Annotated in this window: 16 protein-coding genes and 1 pseudogene; 4 read left to right on the forward strand and 13 right to left on the reverse strand. The window is 37.3% G+C overall.

Annotated elements, in window-relative coordinates:
- Nucleotides 1-25 precede the first annotated feature (25 nt).
- Nucleotides 26-988, reverse strand: a complete 963-nt coding sequence (locus tag IGJ53_RS09800) for a beta-ketoacyl-ACP synthase III (protein ID WP_002373495.1) — start codon at nucleotides 986-988, stop codon at nucleotides 26-28.
- Nucleotides 989-997: 9 nt separating this feature from the next.
- On the reverse strand, nucleotides 998-1,438 hold the full coding sequence (gene fabT, locus IGJ53_RS09805; protein WP_002310362.1) for a fatty acid biosynthesis transcriptional regulator FabT: 441 nt from the start codon (nucleotides 1,436-1,438) through the stop codon (nucleotides 998-1,000).
- 305 nt (nucleotides 1,439-1,743) lie between these two features.
- On the opposite strand from fabT, the gene IGJ53_RS09810 reads away from it, so the two are divergent.
- Nucleotides 1,744-2,709, forward strand: coding sequence for a GIY-YIG nuclease family protein (locus IGJ53_RS09810; RefSeq protein WP_010733432.1), 966 nt, complete (start codon nucleotides 1,744-1,746; stop codon nucleotides 2,707-2,709).
- A 56-nt stretch (nucleotides 2,710-2,765) separates the two neighbouring features.
- Here IGJ53_RS09810 and IGJ53_RS09815 read toward each other — a convergent pair whose 3' ends face one another.
- From IGJ53_RS09815 to IGJ53_RS09840, 6 genes are all read right to left on the reverse strand, one after another.
- A complete protein-coding gene (locus tag IGJ53_RS09815; protein WP_002287607.1) occupies nucleotides 2,766-2,996 on the reverse strand; it encodes a YkuJ family protein in 231 nt (76 codons plus the stop codon).
- Nucleotides 2,997-3,081: 85 nt separating this feature from the next.
- The gene (locus IGJ53_RS09820) at nucleotides 3,082-3,969 is read right to left on the reverse strand and encodes an NAD(P)-dependent oxidoreductase (RefSeq protein ID WP_010733431.1); all 888 of its coding nucleotides are present in this window, start codon (nucleotides 3,967-3,969) and stop codon (nucleotides 3,082-3,084) included.
- Nucleotides 3,970-4,057: 88 nt separating this feature from the next.
- Nucleotides 4,058-5,281 (reverse strand): glycosyltransferase family 4 protein, encoded by a 1,224-nt coding sequence (locus IGJ53_RS09825; protein ID WP_010733430.1) that lies wholly within the window; start codon nucleotides 5,279-5,281, stop codon nucleotides 4,058-4,060.
- A gap of 16 nt (nucleotides 5,282-5,297) precedes the next feature.
- Nucleotides 5,298-6,344, reverse strand: a complete 1,047-nt coding sequence (locus IGJ53_RS09830) for a glycosyltransferase family 4 protein (RefSeq protein ID WP_002315289.1) — start codon at nucleotides 6,342-6,344, stop codon at nucleotides 5,298-5,300.
- 170 nt (nucleotides 6,345-6,514) lie between these two features.
- Entirely contained in the window at nucleotides 6,515-8,242 is a 1,728-nt protein-coding gene (gene ptsP, locus IGJ53_RS09835) for a phosphoenolpyruvate--protein phosphotransferase (protein ID WP_002341270.1), read from the reverse strand.
- On the reverse strand, nucleotides 8,242-8,508 hold the full coding sequence (locus IGJ53_RS09840) for a phosphocarrier protein HPr (protein WP_002287602.1): 267 nt from the start codon (nucleotides 8,506-8,508) through the stop codon (nucleotides 8,242-8,244). Before IGJ53_RS09840 ends, ptsP begins: the two co-directional genes overlap by 1 nt.
- A gap of 476 nt (nucleotides 8,509-8,984) precedes the next feature.
- Here IGJ53_RS09840 and IGJ53_RS09845 point away from each other — a divergent pair, with 476 nt between their 5' ends.
- Nucleotides 8,985-11,219 carry an ATP-dependent Clp protease ATP-binding subunit gene (locus IGJ53_RS09845; RefSeq protein ID WP_038398805.1) on the forward strand — a complete coding sequence of 745 codons (2,235 nt, stop codon included), beginning with the start codon at nucleotides 8,985-8,987 and terminating at the stop codon, nucleotides 11,217-11,219.
- Nucleotides 11,220-11,502: 283 nt separating this feature from the next.
- On the forward strand, nucleotides 11,503-11,823 hold the full coding sequence (locus IGJ53_RS09850) for a DUF1827 family protein (RefSeq protein ID WP_002315292.1): 321 nt from the start codon (nucleotides 11,503-11,505) through the stop codon (nucleotides 11,821-11,823).
- Between the two features lie 46 nt (nucleotides 11,824-11,869).
- Here IGJ53_RS09850 and IGJ53_RS09855 read toward each other — a convergent pair whose 3' ends face one another.
- The 4 genes from IGJ53_RS09855 to IGJ53_RS09870 all read right to left on the reverse strand — a co-directional run bounded on the left by IGJ53_RS09855 (nucleotide 11,870) and on the right by IGJ53_RS09870 (nucleotide 14,910).
- A complete protein-coding gene (locus tag IGJ53_RS09855) occupies nucleotides 11,870-12,115 on the reverse strand; it encodes a hypothetical protein (protein WP_010733428.1) in 246 nt (81 codons plus the stop codon).
- A 289-nt stretch (nucleotides 12,116-12,404) separates the two neighbouring features.
- The gene (locus tag IGJ53_RS09860; protein ID WP_438750153.1) at nucleotides 12,405-13,985 is read right to left on the reverse strand and encodes a peptide chain release factor 3; all 1,581 of its coding nucleotides are present in this window, start codon (nucleotides 13,983-13,985) and stop codon (nucleotides 12,405-12,407) included.
- A 423-nt stretch (nucleotides 13,986-14,408) separates the two neighbouring features.
- Nucleotides 14,409-14,678 carry a bacteriocin immunity protein gene (locus IGJ53_RS09865; protein WP_010733427.1) on the reverse strand — a complete coding sequence of 90 codons (270 nt, stop codon included), beginning with the start codon at nucleotides 14,676-14,678 and terminating at the stop codon, nucleotides 14,409-14,411.
- Between the two features lie 22 nt (nucleotides 14,679-14,700).
- Nucleotides 14,701-14,910: a class II bacteriocin gene (locus IGJ53_RS09870; protein ID WP_010733426.1), complete on the reverse strand. Its 210-nt coding sequence runs from the start codon at nucleotides 14,908-14,910 to the stop codon at nucleotides 14,701-14,703.
- Nucleotides 14,911-15,434: 524 nt separating this feature from the next.
- On the opposite strand from IGJ53_RS09870, the pseudogene IGJ53_RS09875 reads away from it, so the two are divergent.
- A pseudogene (locus tag IGJ53_RS09875) lies at nucleotides 15,435-16,089 on the forward strand (transposase); the annotation flags it as partial.
- On the opposite strand, the gene IGJ53_RS09880 reads toward IGJ53_RS09875, so the two are convergent.
- Nucleotides 16,052-17,428, reverse strand: coding sequence for a hemolysin family protein (locus tag IGJ53_RS09880; RefSeq protein ID WP_002315296.1), 1,377 nt, complete (start codon nucleotides 17,426-17,428; stop codon nucleotides 16,052-16,054). The pseudogene IGJ53_RS09875 and the gene IGJ53_RS09880 overlap by 38 nt on opposite strands.
- Nucleotides 17,429-17,508: the final 80 nt, after the last annotated feature.

Below are 17,508 nucleotides of genomic sequence, written 5' to 3' on the forward strand. Positions count from 1 at the left end.
TTTTTTATTTTTATAATTTAACAGTTTACAGCTCCATGAGAATACTTCCCCACGTTAAACCTCCGCCATAGCCTGTAAATATTACTTTCTGTTGTTTTCCCAAGGTGATCTTTCCGCTAGAAACTGCTTCATCCAATAAAATAGGGATACTTGCAGCAGAGGTATTCCCGTACTTATCCATATTGGTCAGGAATTTTTCTTGCGGCATCTTTACTTTTCGGGCGATTTTCTCAATGATCCTGAGATTTGCCTGATGCAAAAGCAGATAATCAACTGGCATGTCTTTCATGACTTCTTGGATATTGTTTGCAACATCTCGAACGGCGAAATCAAAAATATCTCTGCCGGTCATTCGCAAATAATACGAACCTTCTGAATCTTCTGAATAGAACGGGTTTTTATTTTGCTGGTAGCCAGCAGTCAGTGAGGTACTTCTGGTACCATCAGTTGCTAATTTTTCTTTCAGCAATTTTTTTTGTGGGTTTGCTTCTAAGAGAACCCCACCTGCTCCATCACCAAATAATACAGCAGTCGTGCGATCAGACCAATCGATTAGTTTAGACAGTGTTTCACCGCCAATTACCAATCCTTTAGTCGAACCGCAGCGGATCATTTTGTCAGCCATGCTTAACGCATAAACAAATCCTGAACATGCCGCGCTGATATCGAAAGCAATAGCATTAGCTGCTCCCAATTTCCCTTGTACTTGTGCTGCTACAGATGGTGTCGTGTAATCGGGCGACATTGTTGCTACTAAGATAAAATCCAAATCTTCAGGGTTCAGATTTTTTTGTTTCATCAATTTTTCCGCCACTAAGAGGCATAAATCAGATGTCTCCTGATTTGTTACACATCTTCGTTCACGAATACCCGTTCTTGACGAAATCCATTCATCCGAGGTGTCCATCATCTTGGAAAGATCATTATTCGTAATGATCTTTTCAGGAAGGACGCTGGCTGTTGCAGTAATCATTCCAAATTGTTCCATTAAATATCCTCACTTATAGTCTTGCAAGAAGTCATGCAAGTTTTTCAGTGCATCCAGCAAGGCATGCTGTTCTTCCGTAGCCATTCCTTCTAAGATGTTCTTGACCATTTCACGATGAAAATGCTGATGGACCCGAAACAGTAACTTTCCTTTTTTCGTTAGTCCCAACTTTACAACACGACGGTCATCTTCACTGCGGATACGTTCGACATAGCCTTTTTTTACTAACTTGTTAATAGCAGTGGTCAAGGTCCCAACAGTAATTGATAGTTCTTTGGCTACTTCTGAAGTTGTTTTTTTCTTGTACATCCCGATTGCCTCGATCGTGTGCATCTCTGTGATTGACAGATCTTTGAATTGAGATTTTTTCAACTCAGACTCTTCGATTGTCAAAATATCATTGAAGACACTAACAAGATAATCATTTACTGTTTTTAAATCTGGTTCCATGTTCCACCGTCCACTAATTAGTTTGATTATCAAATCTTTTGATGTTCAAACTATATCTTAACTTTTTTCAAAATGCAACCGTAAAAGTTCATTTTTTTGCTATATGAGTTTATTTTAAGATTTTACTCATTTAAAAAAACTGATAAATCAGCATTTTTTATTTATTTTATTAGAAAAACTATTGCACTGACATATTTTGATTATCAAAGTATTTCTTGTTGATAGAATGATCCAATTCCCTAAAACTTGTCCATTATTTCAAAATTTGTTATAGTCTTTTTATTCAAAGCGTGAAAGGAGACCCTATGTTAAAAGAAAAAATAAAAAATCTCCCCATGCTGCCGGGTGTCTATCTTATGAAAAACCAAGAAGGGATGGTCATCTATGTTGGTAAAGCAAAACGGCTCAAAAATAGAGTAAGCAGCTATTTTCATCAGAATAAGCAGCATTCAAAAAAAGTATTACGTATGATTCATCATATAACAGATTTTGATTTCGTCGTAGTAGATACAGAATTAGATGCTTTGTTGCTTGAGTGTCAACTAATCCAACATTACCGTCCTTTTTATAACCGACAAATGAATTATTTCAGTAACTACAATTATGTACATATTTCCAATAAGGGATTTGTATTAACAGATACTCCTACGGCTCGAACATACGGTCCGTTTCGTCTCTATAAAAAAATGCCGTCTATTTTGCGTATAATGGAAGAAACGTATCAAATGCCTTGGCTGTCTGAAATCAGCTTATTAGCTTTGCGAGTCCAGCTTCCTGACTTACAGGAAATGACTTTTGAACAGAAAAAGAAGGAGATCCAAGGATTGTTTCAGGGACGCAATAAAAAGCTACTGACTTACTTGAAAAAGAGACAACAACATTTCATCTATCAACTGAATTTCGAAAAAGCTGGAATGCTTCAAAAAGATATCGAATTAGTTACTTATTTCATCAGACGGATCCAAGAACAAAAGCAGTTTTTAAGAACACCATCCCTCACATTCAGTATGCCACTGGCAGCGGATGAAAGTCAGAAAAAGCACTACCTTATTTGTTACGGACAGCTTGCAGAAACAATAATTGCTTCTGGGGACAATCCACCTGACTTTTATTATGAAAAAAAAGAAGCTCATTTATCTTTGAAACGCCAATTATCAAAAGAAGAAATCGATCCTGTACAAATTCTGATTAGTTACCGCAAAAAATTAGAAAAGGAACAGATCGAAATGGAACAATTAAACAAAAAAGAAGCTGAAAAGCAACTAAATTAGCTGCTTCTCGGCTTCTTTTAGGCATCTTCAACTTCAAATGTCAATTATCCTAAAATTTATTGGATTAAGTCATAGATTTCCATCGCTACGATATCGATATTATCGAATTCGTATTGCTGATGAGTATCTGTTTCAGTTAATTCAAACGTATCGGTCGCTTTATCATAAGTTACTGTACACTTTTCTACGCCTTCTTTTTCAAAACGGCGAACTTGCAGTTCATTATCTGCTGACTCGACCATAGCCTCCAGTCGTTTTATGATTGCGACTAATTGTGAATGTGTCATCGGAGGTCCTCCTTTTCTTATTTCTGTTATATTGTATCAAAAGCATAGCCTACTTGCATTGATTTTCTCTAAAAAAACTCGTTTTTTATGATTTTTTTTCTGGTATTTTCCCTTCAGGCCACCAAAGTTTGATCAAAGCTTGTGTTCCGTCATTCTCAAAACCTTTATCTGCCAACTCTTCGTATAGTTTCAACGCTTGGATGGTTGCTGGCAAGACAAGGTTCATTTTTTCTGCTTCTTCTAATGCAATCTTTAAATCTTTGATAAAATGTTTGACAAAAAAACCAGGCGTGTAATCTTCTTTCAAGATACGTGGGGAATAATTACTTAAAGACCAGTTAGCTGCACTTCCTCCTGAAAGTGTCTCAATCACTTTCTCTAAATCGAGACCGTTTTTTTGTGCGTAGACAAGCATTTCCGTCATTCCTGTCATCGTGCCTGCAATCATGATTTGATTGGCCATTTTCGTATGCTGACCTTTCCCAGCAGAGCCATGCAATGTAAATGTCGTACCAAATTCCTTGAATAAAGGAAGTACTTGATCATAGACCGATTCTTCTCCGCCCACCATGATCGTCAGTGTGCCATTCTTTGCTCCTAAGTCACCGCCTGACACCGGTGCATCTAATGCATCTGCACCTTTTTCTTTTGCTGTTTTTGCAATTTTTTCTGCCAGAGTTGGTGTACTTGTAGTCAAATCAACTAAAATACGTCCTGAGACATCTGCAGAAAAAATCCCCGATCCTCCATAGTAGATTTCTTCTACATCTTTAGGATAACCTACCATTGTAAACAGAATATTGCTTTGTTCTGCTACAGCCTTTGGTGTATCCGCCCAGACAGCTCCTTCTGTTACTAAAGAATCAGCTTTTGCTTTTGTCCGATTATAAACAGCGACTTCGTGACCTGCTTCTAGTAGATGGCGTACAACAGCACTTCCCATGACGCCTGTTCCGATAAAACCCAGTTTCATTCTTTCGACCTCCTAAAAATCAAAAATCCTTGCTTCTATGCTAGTATACGCTAGAAACAAGGATTTTTTTATAAAAAATGTTTGAATTTTATCTTTTAAATGAATTTAATTTGATTTTGATTCGTTCAATCGAATCTTCTTCTTCTTTTCTTCGCATCTCTTCTTCATGGTAAACAACCATATCTTGATAAAATTCGATCATGGCTTCGCCGAAATGAGTAGACGAAATATCATAAAGTTTGGCTTCTAAAACCTTTGGATCTCTAGGGACTTCACTGGAAATATAATCAATAAGTGCGGGTGCAAAGTCTTCGTCGGTTTCAAAAGTTTTCCCTAATGAAGGATGATCGAACAATCGGTTCAAATAAGCATTTCCTTCTACGACACAAGGCGTGCCAGCTGCCATCGCTTCGGTATAAGTAAGCCCTTGTGTCTCTGAAGTAGAAGCACTGACAAAATAATCTGCCGCTTTATAATAAAGGGCTACATCATTATTATCCACTTCTCCTGTAAACTGCACAAATTCTTCTAACTGCAGTTCGGAAATCAATTCCTCTAACTCTTCTACATAAGGACCTTTTCCTACAATAACTAATCTGGCATTAGGGTAAGCCGAGATAACCTGAGGAAATCCGTTAACCAATGCTTGGATATTTTTCTCATAAGAAATCCTGCTTAAAGAAAGAATCATCAGATGATTTTCCTGAAGTCCTAATGACTCCCTTAACTTGTTGATATCCTCCTGAGTGATATCAGAACGTTTGAATTTCTCAATGTCGATACCAGTAGGAATCACACGAAGCGGTGCTACTACGCCATAGCTACGTAATGTATCAATAACACGTTCACTTGGACAGACTACACCTGTCGTATGATTGGCAAATAATCTGGATAAGTATTTTACATGGGATTGCCTGATCACTTTTCCTTTACCGATATAATGAAGGTAATCCTCATACATCGTATGGTAAGTATGGATCAGGGGTATTTTCAACTTCTTAGCTACCATCTTCCCTAGTATTCCTGCTCCGAATTCTGTATGGGTATGGATCAGATCTAATTCTAGTTCTTTGGCAACCAAATAAGCATACCACATGCCTCTAACAACAACTCTTCGATCCTTGAAAGAAATAAACGGTACACTTGGCATTCGAATCACATCTTTTTCCAACTTGTCCGCATTAGGATCGGTTGTCGTAAAGATATAGACTTCATGCCCATGTTTTTCTAATTCTTGTTTTAATGTTTTGATCGATGTAGCCACTCCGCTGACTTGCGGAAAGTAGGTATCGGTAAAAAAGCCGATTTTCATGTTTTTCGCCTCCAAACTAGTCCTTTGTCTGATGTACTTTTTTTAATTTGCTAGAGACTTTTTCATTCAGCACACTTTCATATACGTTTTTAAGTTCTTCACCGATTTTATTGATACTTCGTTCTTTTGCTGTTTGATAACCGGCTTGTGTCAAACTCGGTAGCTCTTCATTGGTAATCTGTTGAATCAGTTGGATAAACGCTTCGTTTGTCTTCCCCATATAGCAGTTCTTGCTATCTTCTAACCAGCCATTATACACTGGAATATCTCGAACAAGTACATTTTGCTTGCTTGCTAAAGCTTCTAAAACAACGATTCCTTCCGTCTCTTCATAAGAAGGAAAAAAGAATAGATCTGCACCTGAATATGCTCCTTCGATGATTTCCCCTCGTATATATCCAGGAAACAGAACATTCTCAGGATGGTCTTCTTTTACAATTTTCCGGATGTTTCGAGGAATCGAGTACATCGGAACATGACCAAACCAAATGAATGTATAGTCGGGCATCTTCTTAGCAATTTCTACGAAATCAATGATTCCTTTACGTTCGAAAAACAAACCGACACAAATGATTACTTTTTGATCCGGAGATAGTTTGAAATACTCTCTGAACTTTTGTTCTTTCATTGGATCAGGGCGATATTTCTCTAGGTCGATCCCATTGGAAATAGCTTGAATCGGTACACGGATACCATAGCTTTCCAACAACTGTTTTGAATAAGGTGTTGGTGTGATCAAATAGTCCGCTTTTTGGTACAATCCTACCAGATATTTTTTTACAATAGGAGAAAGCTGGTTCGATCCGATAAAGGAATTTCGGAAATCTTCCTCTGTTGAATGCGCATGATAGACAACTTTTTTACCTTCTCTTCTGGCTTTATTGACCATATTATGACTATTGATTCCGTATGTATTGATGTGCAGGATGTCATAATCATCTTTGTCGTCTAGTGTATAAGAGATACCGACTTCCGTCAGAGCACGTTTTTGATGATCAAGCGCACGTCCGATTCCAGATTTTGCAAGCATCTTTTCACTTTCAAAATATAATAATACCTTCACCTTACGTCCCCCTTCATTTATATAGTATAACATAGCCTCCAAACTGTCACTCAAACTTAAGCCCTATTTTTGTCTAATCTTGCTGACAAAAACGTTTTCTTAAAAAAGAACAGAAAACAAAAAAGCTGGCGTAGCTCTTTTACAAGCTACACCAGTTTTTGATACGTTGTTTATTTTACATATTCATGAACAAGTTCAACGACTTCTTCCATCGTATCGCATTCTTTCAATGCACGATCAGCAAGTTCAGCCATTTTCGCTGTGTCCAAGCGTTTCATTAAACTACGTGTTTTAAGAATAGATGTCGCGCTCATTGAGAACTCATCTAGACCCATACCTACTAGCAACGGAACAGCGGTTTGATCTCCAGCCATTTCTCCACACATACCTGCCCATTTTCCTTCAGCGTGTGCTGCATCAATTACATTTTTGATTAAACGTAAGATTGATGGGTTATATGGTTGGTACAAGTAAGAAACACGTTCATTCATACGGTCTGCTGCCATTGTGTATTGAATCAAATCGTTCGTACCTACGGAGAAGAAATCCACTTCTTTTGCAAACTTGTCTGCTAAGACTGCTGCTGCTGGAATCTCAATCATGATGCCGACTTGGATTGTATCAGATACTTCCTTGCCTTCACTAATCAATTTTTGTTTTTCTTCTTCAAAGATCGCTTTTGCTGCGCGGAATTCTTTGAGCGTAGCTACCATAGGGAACATGATACGTAAGTTACCATGAACAGATGCACGAAGTAATGCACGCATTTGTGTGCGGAACATTTCGTCGCCTTGTTCAGATAGACTGATACGTAATGCACGATATCCTAAGAATGGATTCATTTCATGAGGTAATTGCAGATATGGTAGTTCTTTATCCCCGCCGATGTCCATTGTACGAACAACAACTGGTTTTCCTTCCATACCTTCTAATACAGCTTTGTAAGCTTCGTATTGGTCATCTTCTGTTGGGAAGTCCGGAGAATCCATATATAGGAATTCAGTACGGTACAGACCAACTGCTTCTCCACCATTGTTATGAACACCAACTAGATCTTTTGGTGTTCCGATGTTTGCAGCTAATTCAAAATGCTTGCCGTCAGCTGTGACAGTTTCTGCATTTTTTAGTTTTTCCCATTCTGCTTTTTGTGCTGCGTAATCCGCACCTGCTTTTTCAAATTCAGCTTTTTGTTCCTCTGTAGGATCGATGATCACATCGCCTTCGATCCCGTTAACAGCCAACATATCGCCTTCTTTGACTTTAGCAGTGATTTCTTTTGTCCCAACGATCGCTGGGATTTCTAAAGAACGTGCCATGATAGCAGAATGTGAAGTACGTCCACCAATGTCTGTTACAAACGCTTTTACAAAATTGCGATCTAATTGTGCTGTATCACTTGGAGTCAAGTCATGTGCAACAACGACCACTTCTTCGTTGATCATTGATGGATTTGGTAAAGTAACGCCTAATAAGTGTGCTAAAATACGTTTAGCAACGTCACGAATATCTGCAGCACGCTCTTGCATGTAAGCATTGTCTTCCATTGCTTCGAACATACCGATATACATATCCGTTACTTCTTTTAGCGCTGATTCAGCATTTACGCTGTTGTCTTTAATATTTTGCTTGATTTGACCTACCATTTCTGGATCTGAAAGAACCATCAAATGGGCATCAAATACTTGCGCTTCTGCTTCACCTAAGCTTTGCGCTGCTTTTTCACGAATTTGCTGCAATTCTTCAGTAGATTTAGCTAATGCAGCATCCAAACGAGCTTCTTCAGCCGCAGTATCTTCTACTGTTGCCTTACTGAATGTTAAATCCGGTTGAACTAGCAGGTAAGCTTTTGCAACGGCTACACCGTCACTAGCGGCAATCCCTTTTAGCATTTCAACCATTATTCAGATAAGCCTTCTTTCTTCATTGTTTCAACGATTGCTGCCATTGCGTCAGCTTCGTCAGCACCTTCTGCAGTGATAGTAACATCAGAACCTTGACCTACACCTAAAGACATAACGCCCATGATTGATTTCAAGTTTACTGATTTACCTTTATACTCTAAGTTTACATCAGAGTTAAATTTGCTTGCTGTTTGTACTAATAATGTAGCTGGACGTGCGTGGATCCCAGTTTCTGCTACTACGTGAAATTCTTTCTTTTCCATATTAATCGGTCTCCTTTAAGTGAGTGTTGTTTTTATGTGAGGGTTTTCTTTTTTAGTAATTCAGAGAATCCTAACAAGTGTCACCCTTTCATCTGTAAAGATTAACATTTTTTTTCGTTAGATACAACAGTTTTCATTCAATTTCAGATAAAAGTATTCAAATTATTCCGGATTCTTTTTCATCCTTTTCTTCACATTTTATAACAAACGTGTTTATTTTCTCTTTCTTGTCGCTATCTCTTCTCCTAACGTTTATCATTCTTTCCTTTGACCTTGTTTGTTTTTATATGAAACGAATTACTTGCTTCCCTTTCGATTTTTAGTATAATAAGAATCAAAGGTCAGTAATGGTCAATAGACATTTTACCTTTACTACCTCATAAATCCCTAAAAAATAGGGGTTATTCTTTTACCTCATGAAAAACGAGATGTAAAATATGGATGTACCCATTTTTGTGAAAGGACGTGAATGATTCATGCTTTGTCAAAACTGCGGCAAGAATGAGGCAACGATTCACTTATATGCCACTGTCAATGGTCAGCGGACACAACTTGATTATTGTCAGAGCTGTTATCAAAAAATCAAAAATCAGCAAAATGGAGGTCTAACTAATATGGCCCAAAACGATCCATTTGGATTTGGCAGTTTGGACGATCTTTTCCGTTCCATGTCTCGCCAAATGCAACAGCAAGGAAACTATGAGCAAACACCGCCAACACAATTTGGTGGAAACAACAACTTCAATGGTGGACAACCACCTCAAGGAAATACGGAAGGTTTACTAGGAGAATACGGAATCAACATCACTGAACAAGCTCGACAAGGGGATATCGACCCTGTGATCGGTCGTGATGATGAAATCAAACGTGTCATCGAAATTTTAAATCGCCGAACTAAGAATAACCCTGTCTTGATTGGTGAACCTGGTGTTGGTAAAACAGCAGTTGTTGAAGGGTTAGCACAAAAAATCGTAGATGGCGATGTCCCACAAAAATTAATGGACAAAGAAGTCATTCGTTTAGATGTCGTATCCTTAGTCCAAGGTACTGGTATACGAGGTCAATTCGAAGAACGTATGCAAAAATTGATTGAAGAAATTCGTCAAGCAGAAAATGTGATCCTGTTTATAGATGAAGTGCATGAAATCGTCGGCGCTGGTTCCGCAGGCGATGGAAACATGGATGCTGGTAATATTTTAAAACCTGCTTTAGCTCGAGGAGAATTGCAGATGGTTGGTGCTACTACCTTAAACGAGTACCGCATCATCGAAAAAGATGCTGCCTTAGAGCGTCGTATGCAACCTGTACGAGTAGATGAACCAACTGTCGAAGAAACAATCAGTATCTTGAAAGGACTGCAAAAACGTTATGAAGACTATCATCATGTAAAATATACTGATGAAGCCATCGAAGCAGCCGCAACTTTATCCAATCGTTACGTCCAAGATCGCTTCTTGCCGGATAAAGCCATCGATTTGCTAGATGAAACAGGTTCTAAGAAAAACTTAACGATCCAAATCGTTGATCCTAAAACGATCGAGAAAAAACTGCAAGAAGCGGAAGAACAAAAAGTTCTTGCTTCTCGAGAAGAAGATTTCGAAAAAGCGGCTTATTACCGTGATCAGATCAACAAACTTCAAAAAATGAAAGAACGCCAGCTCACAGAAGAAGAAACACCTGTCATCACCGAAAAAGATATGGAAAAAATCGTTGAACAACGAACAGGTATTCCAGTGGGCGAATTAAAAGAAAAAGAACAGACACAATTGAAAAACTTAGCAGATGACTTGAAGGCTCATGTCATTGGTCAAGATAACGCTGTAGACCGTGTAGCGAAAGCGATTCGCCGAAATCGTGTTGGTTTGAACAAACAGAATCGTCCAATTGGCTCCTTCTTATTTGTCGGACCAACCGGTGTAGGTAAAACAGAACTTGCCAAACAGCTTGCCTATGAATTATTCGGTTCACAAGATTCAATGATTCGTTTCGATATGTCTGAATATATGGAAAAACACAGTGTCTCTAAATTGATTGGTTCTCCTCCAGGTTATGTTGGATACGAAGAAGCTGGTCAATTAACAGAAAAAGTTCGAAGAAATCCTTACAGTCTTGTCTTATTAGATGAAGTCGAAAAAGCTCATCCAGATGTTTTGCACATGTTCTTGCAAATCTTAGATGATGGCCGATTGACGGACGCACAAGGAAGAACCGTCAGCTTTAAAGATACGATCATCATTATGACAAGTAATGCCGGTACTGGTAAAGTAGAAGCAAATGTTGGCTTTGGTGCGGCACGTGAAGGTGTTACTCGTTCGGTATTGAATCAATTGAATAATTACTTTACACCAGAGTTTCTAAATCGTTTTGACGGAATCATCGAATTCAGTGCTTTGTCAAAAGAAAACTTGATGACCATCGTTACACTGATGCTAGACGATGTCAATCAAATGCTTGCAGCACAGCAACTTCATATCGAAGTTCCTACGAATGTCAAAGAAAAATTAGTTGACTTAGGTTATGATCCATCCATGGGTGCTCGCCCCCTTCGACGAACAATCCAAGAACAAATCGAAGATGGCATCGCTGAATTTTACCTTGACCACCCTTCTATTCATGAGCTGAAAGCAAAATTGGATAAGGATGGAAAAATCATCGTGACTTCTAAACCAGAACGTTTAGCAAAAGAAACAACCGAAGAAACGGCTGAGTAAACCTAGTATGTATATAGAGGCTGGGACAGAAGCGTTTAACTCCAAGAAATAAGAAGGAATTCACGAAAATTGCTTTTCAAATTTTTGTGAATTTCAGCTTATTTCCGAAGGAGTTGCTTCTGCTTCCGCCGTTTATACGTGTTTAGAGCGTGAGACAAAAGTGTTCTTTACTTTTGTCCCACGCTCTCTTTTTTCAGAAAAGTCAAAATACTGTTCATTTTATAAAAAAGAAATTATAATAAGAGAAACAAGCAATTAAAAATACATAAAAGAGGTGAGCGCCATGAAATTGGTAAATGTAACAAACAGCCATTCCCGTCTTGTATTGAACCAGCTTGAAAACACTGATGCCCATCTGGTCAAAGTCTACACAGCCGGAAATACCACTATTGTCTACACTGAAGCCCCTGAACATAATGAAATTCTGTTAATCAATGATAAACGTAAAATCCAGCCGAAAGAAATCGAAGAAGCTAAAAATTATTTCTTGGATAAAATCAAAGATGCTGTTTACCACGAGGATGAAATCAAAGTAATCGAATTGGCCGGGCTTGTTGAAATCTCTATTCCAAAACATGAATTAGGCGCGACGTTAGCCGTTTAATCAACTTTTGAACATAATTAAAGAAGCAAATGAGACGATTCACGCCTCATTTGCTTCTTTTGCTTTCTGGATCTTTATTTTTTTTACGCTTCTTTTGTGTCTTTCTCTTTTCATTTTTGGAACTACTCGTATCTTTATTTTTTACTTTTTCTTCTTTCTGGATGATTGATCTCACTTCTTGTGCGATCTGCTCGTTTTTGTCCCAGTCTTTTACATCCAACAATCGACATAATCGCAACATTTCTGCTTTTTTCTGTTTTTTTCTTTGACGCCTTTGCCATTCTGTTTCCATTTCACAAACTCTCCTCTCTTTAATAGTATGTACGCAAAGTAATTTTTATATTTTTTTAGATTAGACATTTTTTATAGTTTTAAATGATAAAAAGAACCGTAACGGAAAATCCGTCACGGCTATCAACAAAGTATAAGAATGTATTTTCAAAATTTTTATTTGCACTTGAAACTGAGTGGCAGACTTATGGTTTCTTGGTAAACGGTATTCAACCAAATCAAAAACAGGAGAAACTGTTTTTGTTTGGCTTTTTTTATTACTTGATACAGCGTATTTTTTTACAGCCTCTTTACATCAAACTTTTTAATTTTACATTAGGATATTTATCCGCAAACCACCGTTCTGCAAATTGGTTTTCAAATAAGAACAACGGCTGATCAAAACGATCACGCGCTAAGATATTACGGCTTGAACTCATCTTCTCATCCAAATCTTCCGGATCAATCCAGCGAGCAATTTTGTGTCCCATCGGAGACATGATGACTTCTGCATTGTACTCATTTAACATACGATATTGGAATACTTCGAATTGCAGCTGACCAACAGCCCCAATGATATATTCTTCCGTTAGATATGTTTTATAAAGCTGAATTGCTCCTTCTTGAACCAATTGATAGATTCCTTTATGGAAGGATTTTTGTTTCATAACATTTTTAGCAGTCACTTTCATGAACAGCTCTGGAGTAAATGAAGGAAGTTCTTCATAAGCAACTTTTAGTTTACCTTCGAACAACGTATCCCCAATCTGATAATTACCAGTATCATATACACCGATAATATCACCTGCTACTGCCTTTTCGACATTCTCTCTCGAATCTGCCATAAATTGCGTAACATTGCTTAATTTCAATTTTTTATTTGTACGTTCTAACCAGACATCCATTCCTCGCTCGAATGTTCCAGAACAGATTCGGACAAAAGCGATTCGGTCACGATGGGCTGGGTTCATATTTGCTTGTATCTTGAATACGAAACCTGAAAATTCTTCTTCATAAGGACTTACCATCTGATCATCTTGTGTTTTATGCCCATAAGGAGCTGGTGCTAATTCAACGAAAGTTTCTAAAAAAGTCTGTACACCGAAATTAGTTAATGCAGAACCAAAAAATACTGGTGTTTGATCGCCACGAGCAATTTTTTCTTGATTAAATGCATCTCCAGCTTCTTTGAGTAGTTCTACTTCTTCTAAGACTTGTTCATACAAGAAATTTTCAGTTAAAGGATGATTATCAGGAAGCAGACCATCTTCATCCAATTCTACTAAACGTTCTCCTTGATAATTTTCCGGACGATAAAACTCTACACGATTATGGTAAATATCATAAAGACCTTCTAAACCTTTTCCCATACCAATTGGCCAATTCATCGGATAAGACTCGATGTCTAATAACTCTTCTAATTCTTCTAACAGTTCTAATGGTTCGCGACCATCACGATCTAGTTTGTTGATAAAAGTAAAAATCGGGATGCCACGTTTTTTAACCACTTGAAACAATTTCTTTGTCTGTGCTTCGATCCCTTTGGCACTGTCGATTACCATGACCGCACTATCCACGGCCATCAAAGTACGGTAAGTATCTTCAGAAAAATCTTCATGTCCTGGAGTGTCCAAGATATTTACTCGTTTTCCTTGATAATCAAACTGCATAACAGAACTAGTGACAGATATTCCACGCTGTTTCTCGATTTCCATCCAATCCGATTTGGCAAAATTACCTGTTTTCTTTCCTTTTACAGTTCCGGCTTGACGGATAGCTCCACCAAACAATAGTAGTTGTTCTGTAATCGTTGTTTTCCCCGCATCCGGATGGGAAATGATCGCAAACGTTCTGCGATTGTCCACTTGCTGCTTTAATTCTGGATTATTCATAACCTAACTCCATTTCTTCCATTCAATTATTTATATTTTTCTAGACAAATTGTCTATTCTCTTAAGGAAAGACAATTTCATATAGGGCTGTGACAAAAGCCGTGTCGCCGTCCCTTTTCCGAGTAAACAGTGTTTAAAAGCTTGCATCTGTGGTCACAAGCCCCACCAAACCAAAAACAGGAAAAGCTGTTTTTGCTTGGCAGTTCTTATTACTTGATACAGGACAGCTTTTTCACAACCTCTGTTAACTACTACAACTGAATCAGTATAGCATGGATTCTGCGAATGAAAAAGCCACCAAATCATAAGAGTCAAATATTTTTGTCAGCTGACTAAAGAAAAGACGAGAGTGGGACAATAATCAGAAAAAAATCTGACTGTCGCCCCACTCTATTATAAAAATAATATATCTCTTCTTACAACTCAAAGTCCTGACCAAGCCTTAGGCGTTTTTATGATTGCCATTAATTTTAGCAGAACTTCAGGAACACGAAAATGATTTCTTCTAGAAAACCCACTGACATATCGCGATAATTCTCTCTTATAATCATAAAAAACTTTGCCTTTTAAAGCTTCTTTTTTTATCTCAATCAACAAATAAGTTAGCTGTTGATCACTTCTAATCTCAGCATCATTCAACGCCAAATCAGTCAGTTTAAGAATAGTATTCACTTCATCACTTTTTTTAGACATAATAACTCCTAACTACAAAAAATTATGCACCTGCCAAACCAGAAGCCCAACCACTAATCACAATTCCAGCGATTTGTTGATTTGCTTCATTCCAGTTCACCCAGCATTTATCATCATTACAATAAACACCATTACCATATGAACGTGTAGCTGCATCAACTTTTGTACCAAAACCTGTCACTACTAACCCAAACATTCCGATAAGAGCTAAACTAAATAATTTTCTTTTCATAAATTAATGCCTCCTCTTTCTGAAACAACTATACATAATTTTCAGAAAAATTTGATAATTATATCATAAAAAGTTAATTTGAGAGCATAATTGCAGTCTATTAAATAAATTGATGAGAGTTTTGCCCCCACTTATTGTATTCAAAATATAAAAGAAAATTTATTACCTATATTCTAGAGAATTCATTACGTTATGAACAAATTTCTATAACTAGACTAACCATTTTACACACAAACTCTTCTGAAAAAGATAAATATATAGTTTTGTTTAAAGCGTACTCTTAATATATCTTACAGAAATGCTTAAGCAGCTGCCTACTAAAAAATAGTGAAAGTATCTGTAGTATCTCTATGTAGCAAAAAAATATCCAGAATTTCACTTCCTCAAAATTGATAGAAATTGCAGTTTTAATTTTTAAACAAAAATGAGAGTGGGCCAATAGTCAGAAAAAAATCTGATTATTGCCCTACTATTTTTGATTTCAAGGTACACAAAAAGCACTCATCCCTGTAAGATTAAAGTGACCAAATCCAACAGATACAAAAAACTTTAAAACCGTTTTTAGACAGCTTTTTGGAACAACACAACGAATTACCCGAGTATATTGTAGCGGATGCCGGCTATGGAAGTGAAGAAAATTATATGTATAACAACGATATCTTGCATAAAACGCCATTAATTATCTATGCTAGTTATCATAAAGAAAATAAAAAGACCTATAGAGGCTGCCCTGTTCGTAGTCAATGTACGAAAGCAAAAAGTGAGTGAAACCGACAAATTTTAGTGAATAATACATGGCGTTATTTCAAAGCAGAATGTAAAAAGAAGCTTTTAGAGGAAAAAACAGGTTCGATCTATCGGAAACGGAAAATCGATGTCGAACCAGTGTTTGGACATCTAAAGGATTATTTGGCGTTCCAACGTTTCCACTTACGAGGGAAACAAGGAGCCAAGATTGACATTGGCTTGGCACTCATGGCATTAAATTTAAGAAAATTAGGGAAATACATGGAAAGGAAGAGACGCAAAGAAGAAAAAACAAGTCCGATTTTGAAATTAACCATCAAAATCGGACTTGTTTTCTTTTGGAGAAAGGACTATTGTCCCACTCTCGTCTTCTCTTTTATAACCAAGTTTCTAATTATCTTCTTGGTTCGTCATCTTCGAATTCTTTTCTGAAGTATCTGCGTTCTTCTTCAGGTTCTGCTTCTGTTTCTTCCGGATCATGAAAAATGACACGGATTTTAAGGATTCGAGAACCTTCCATTTCTTCAGAAACCAGCGTAATATTATCGACATCAAACGATAACTTTTCGCCTTCATCCGGAATCATGCCTAACGCTGTAATCAAATAACCAGCCATCGTGTCTACATCACTCATATGCAAATCACTGTCAAAAGCTTCATTGAATTCATCAATCAGCATTCGTCCTTGGATAATATATTCGTGTTCATCGATTTTTTCATAAAGATTCTCAACTTCATCTGATTCATCATCGATTTCTCCGACGATTTCTTCTAAAAGATCTTCTAATGTTGCTAAACCAACGACACCGCCATATTCATCCAATAAAATAGCCATTTGATTCTGTGTCTTTTTCATTTCATATAATAGATCATCAATAAAGACCGTTTCAGGAACGAATAAAGGCTCCTGCATGATTTTTTTGATATCTAAATGATCAAAGCCAAATTTATGGGCTGCTTTTAGTAAATTCTTTGTATGAAGGATTCCAACTACCTTATCTTTGTCTTCATTATAGACAGGAATTCTTGAATAGTTTTCAGATAAAACTTCATTCACATTTTCTTCCACAGTGTCATTGATATCAATCATAAATGCATCCGTTCGTGGGACCATTACTTCTCGGGCAACTTTCGTATCAAGAGAAAAAACCCCTTGGAGCATTTCCAATTCTTCGTTGTTCAATACACCTTCGTTTTCAAGCATATAACGCATTTCATCTCTGGTCATTTTTGAATCTTCATCATCAAAGGTCATCGGTGTGATACGTGCCAACAAACTTGTGGAAGCAGAAAGCAACCAGACAAAGGGCTTAGCTACTACGCCGATCAAGCGTATCAGCCCTGAAGTGAACTTTGCGACTTCTTCTGATTTATTTAAAGCAATACGTTTAGGGTACAATTCTCCAAAAACAATCGATACATAGGTCAAAATAGCCAGCACAATGATATTTGCAATATTTTTTGCCGCTGTACCGCCACCTAATACCGGAGCTAACCGTTCCGATAAAGTATTCGCTAGTGACGCACCAGACAAAATGTTGACCAAAGTGATTCCTACTTGGATTGTCGATAGGAAATTATTTGGATTCTGCAATATTTTTAAAAGCTTTTGAGATTTCACATCTCCTTCATCAGCTTTTTGCTCGATTCGATTCTTATTGATCGAAACAACAGCAATTTCGGAAGCTGCTAAAAAAGCATTGATCAATGTCAAAACGATCAATAATAAAATCTGCGCTAACAGCGACTGACTCTCAGGGTCAGCATTCATAATCGCATTCTCTCCTTATAAAATTAATTTTTAGTTTACGATAGAAAAAAACGTGGCACTATAGCCACGTTAAAATGGTA

The sequence above is a fragment of the Enterococcus sp. DIV1283b genome (assembly GCF_051710965.1).
GTDB classification, from domain to species: Bacteria; Bacillota; Bacilli; order Lactobacillales; family Enterococcaceae; genus Enterococcus_B; species Enterococcus_B lactis.

What these genes read in the sequence shown, in the direction of transcription:
- IGJ53_RS09880 (WP_002315296.1), bottom strand. Translation starts at nt 17,428, where the DNA reads ATGAATGCTGACCCTGAGAGTCAGTCGCTGTTAGCGCAGATTTTATTA.
- IGJ53_RS09810 (WP_010733432.1), top strand. Translation starts at nt 1,744, where the DNA reads ATGTTAAAAGAAAAAATAAAAAATCTCCCCATGCTGCCGGGTGTCTAT.
- ptsP (WP_002341270.1), bottom strand. Translation starts at nt 8,242, where the DNA reads ATGGTTGAAATGCTAAAAGGGATTGCCGCTAGTGACGGTGTAGCCGTT.
- IGJ53_RS09860 (WP_438750153.1), bottom strand. Translation starts at nt 13,985, where the DNA reads ATGAATAATCCAGAATTAAAGCAGCAAGTGGACAATCGCAGAACGTTT.
- IGJ53_RS09870 (WP_010733426.1), bottom strand. Translation starts at nt 14,910, where the DNA reads ATGAAAAGAAAATTATTTAGTTTAGCTCTTATCGGAATGTTTGGGTTA.
- IGJ53_RS09825 (WP_010733430.1), bottom strand. Translation starts at nt 5,281, where the DNA reads ATGAAAATCGGCTTTTTTACCGATACCTACTTTCCGCAAGTCAGCGGA.
- IGJ53_RS09855 (WP_010733428.1), bottom strand. Translation starts at nt 12,115, where the DNA reads ATGGAAACAGAATGGCAAAGGCGTCAAAGAAAAAAACAGAAAAAAGCA.
- IGJ53_RS09840 (WP_002287602.1), bottom strand. Translation starts at nt 8,508, where the DNA reads ATGGAAAAGAAAGAATTTCACGTAGTAGCAGAAACTGGGATCCACGCA.
- IGJ53_RS09820 (WP_010733431.1), bottom strand. Translation starts at nt 3,969, where the DNA reads ATGAAACTGGGTTTTATCGGAACAGGCGTCATGGGAAGTGCTGTTGTA.
- IGJ53_RS09800 (WP_002373495.1), bottom strand. Translation starts at nt 988, where the DNA reads ATGGAACAATTTGGAATGATTACTGCAACAGCCAGCGTCCTTCCTGAA.
- IGJ53_RS09815 (WP_002287607.1), bottom strand. Translation starts at nt 2,996, where the DNA reads ATGACACATTCACAATTAGTCGCAATCATAAAACGACTGGAGGCTATG.
- IGJ53_RS09865 (WP_010733427.1), bottom strand. Translation starts at nt 14,678, where the DNA reads ATGTCTAAAAAAAGTGATGAAGTGAATACTATTCTTAAACTGACTGAT.
- IGJ53_RS09850 (WP_002315292.1), top strand. Translation starts at nt 11,503, where the DNA reads ATGAAATTGGTAAATGTAACAAACAGCCATTCCCGTCTTGTATTGAAC.
- IGJ53_RS09845 (WP_038398805.1), top strand. Translation starts at nt 8,985, where the DNA reads ATGCTTTGTCAAAACTGCGGCAAGAATGAGGCAACGATTCACTTATAT.
- fabT (WP_002310362.1), bottom strand. Translation starts at nt 1,438, where the DNA reads ATGGAACCAGATTTAAAAACAGTAAATGATTATCTTGTTAGTGTCTTC.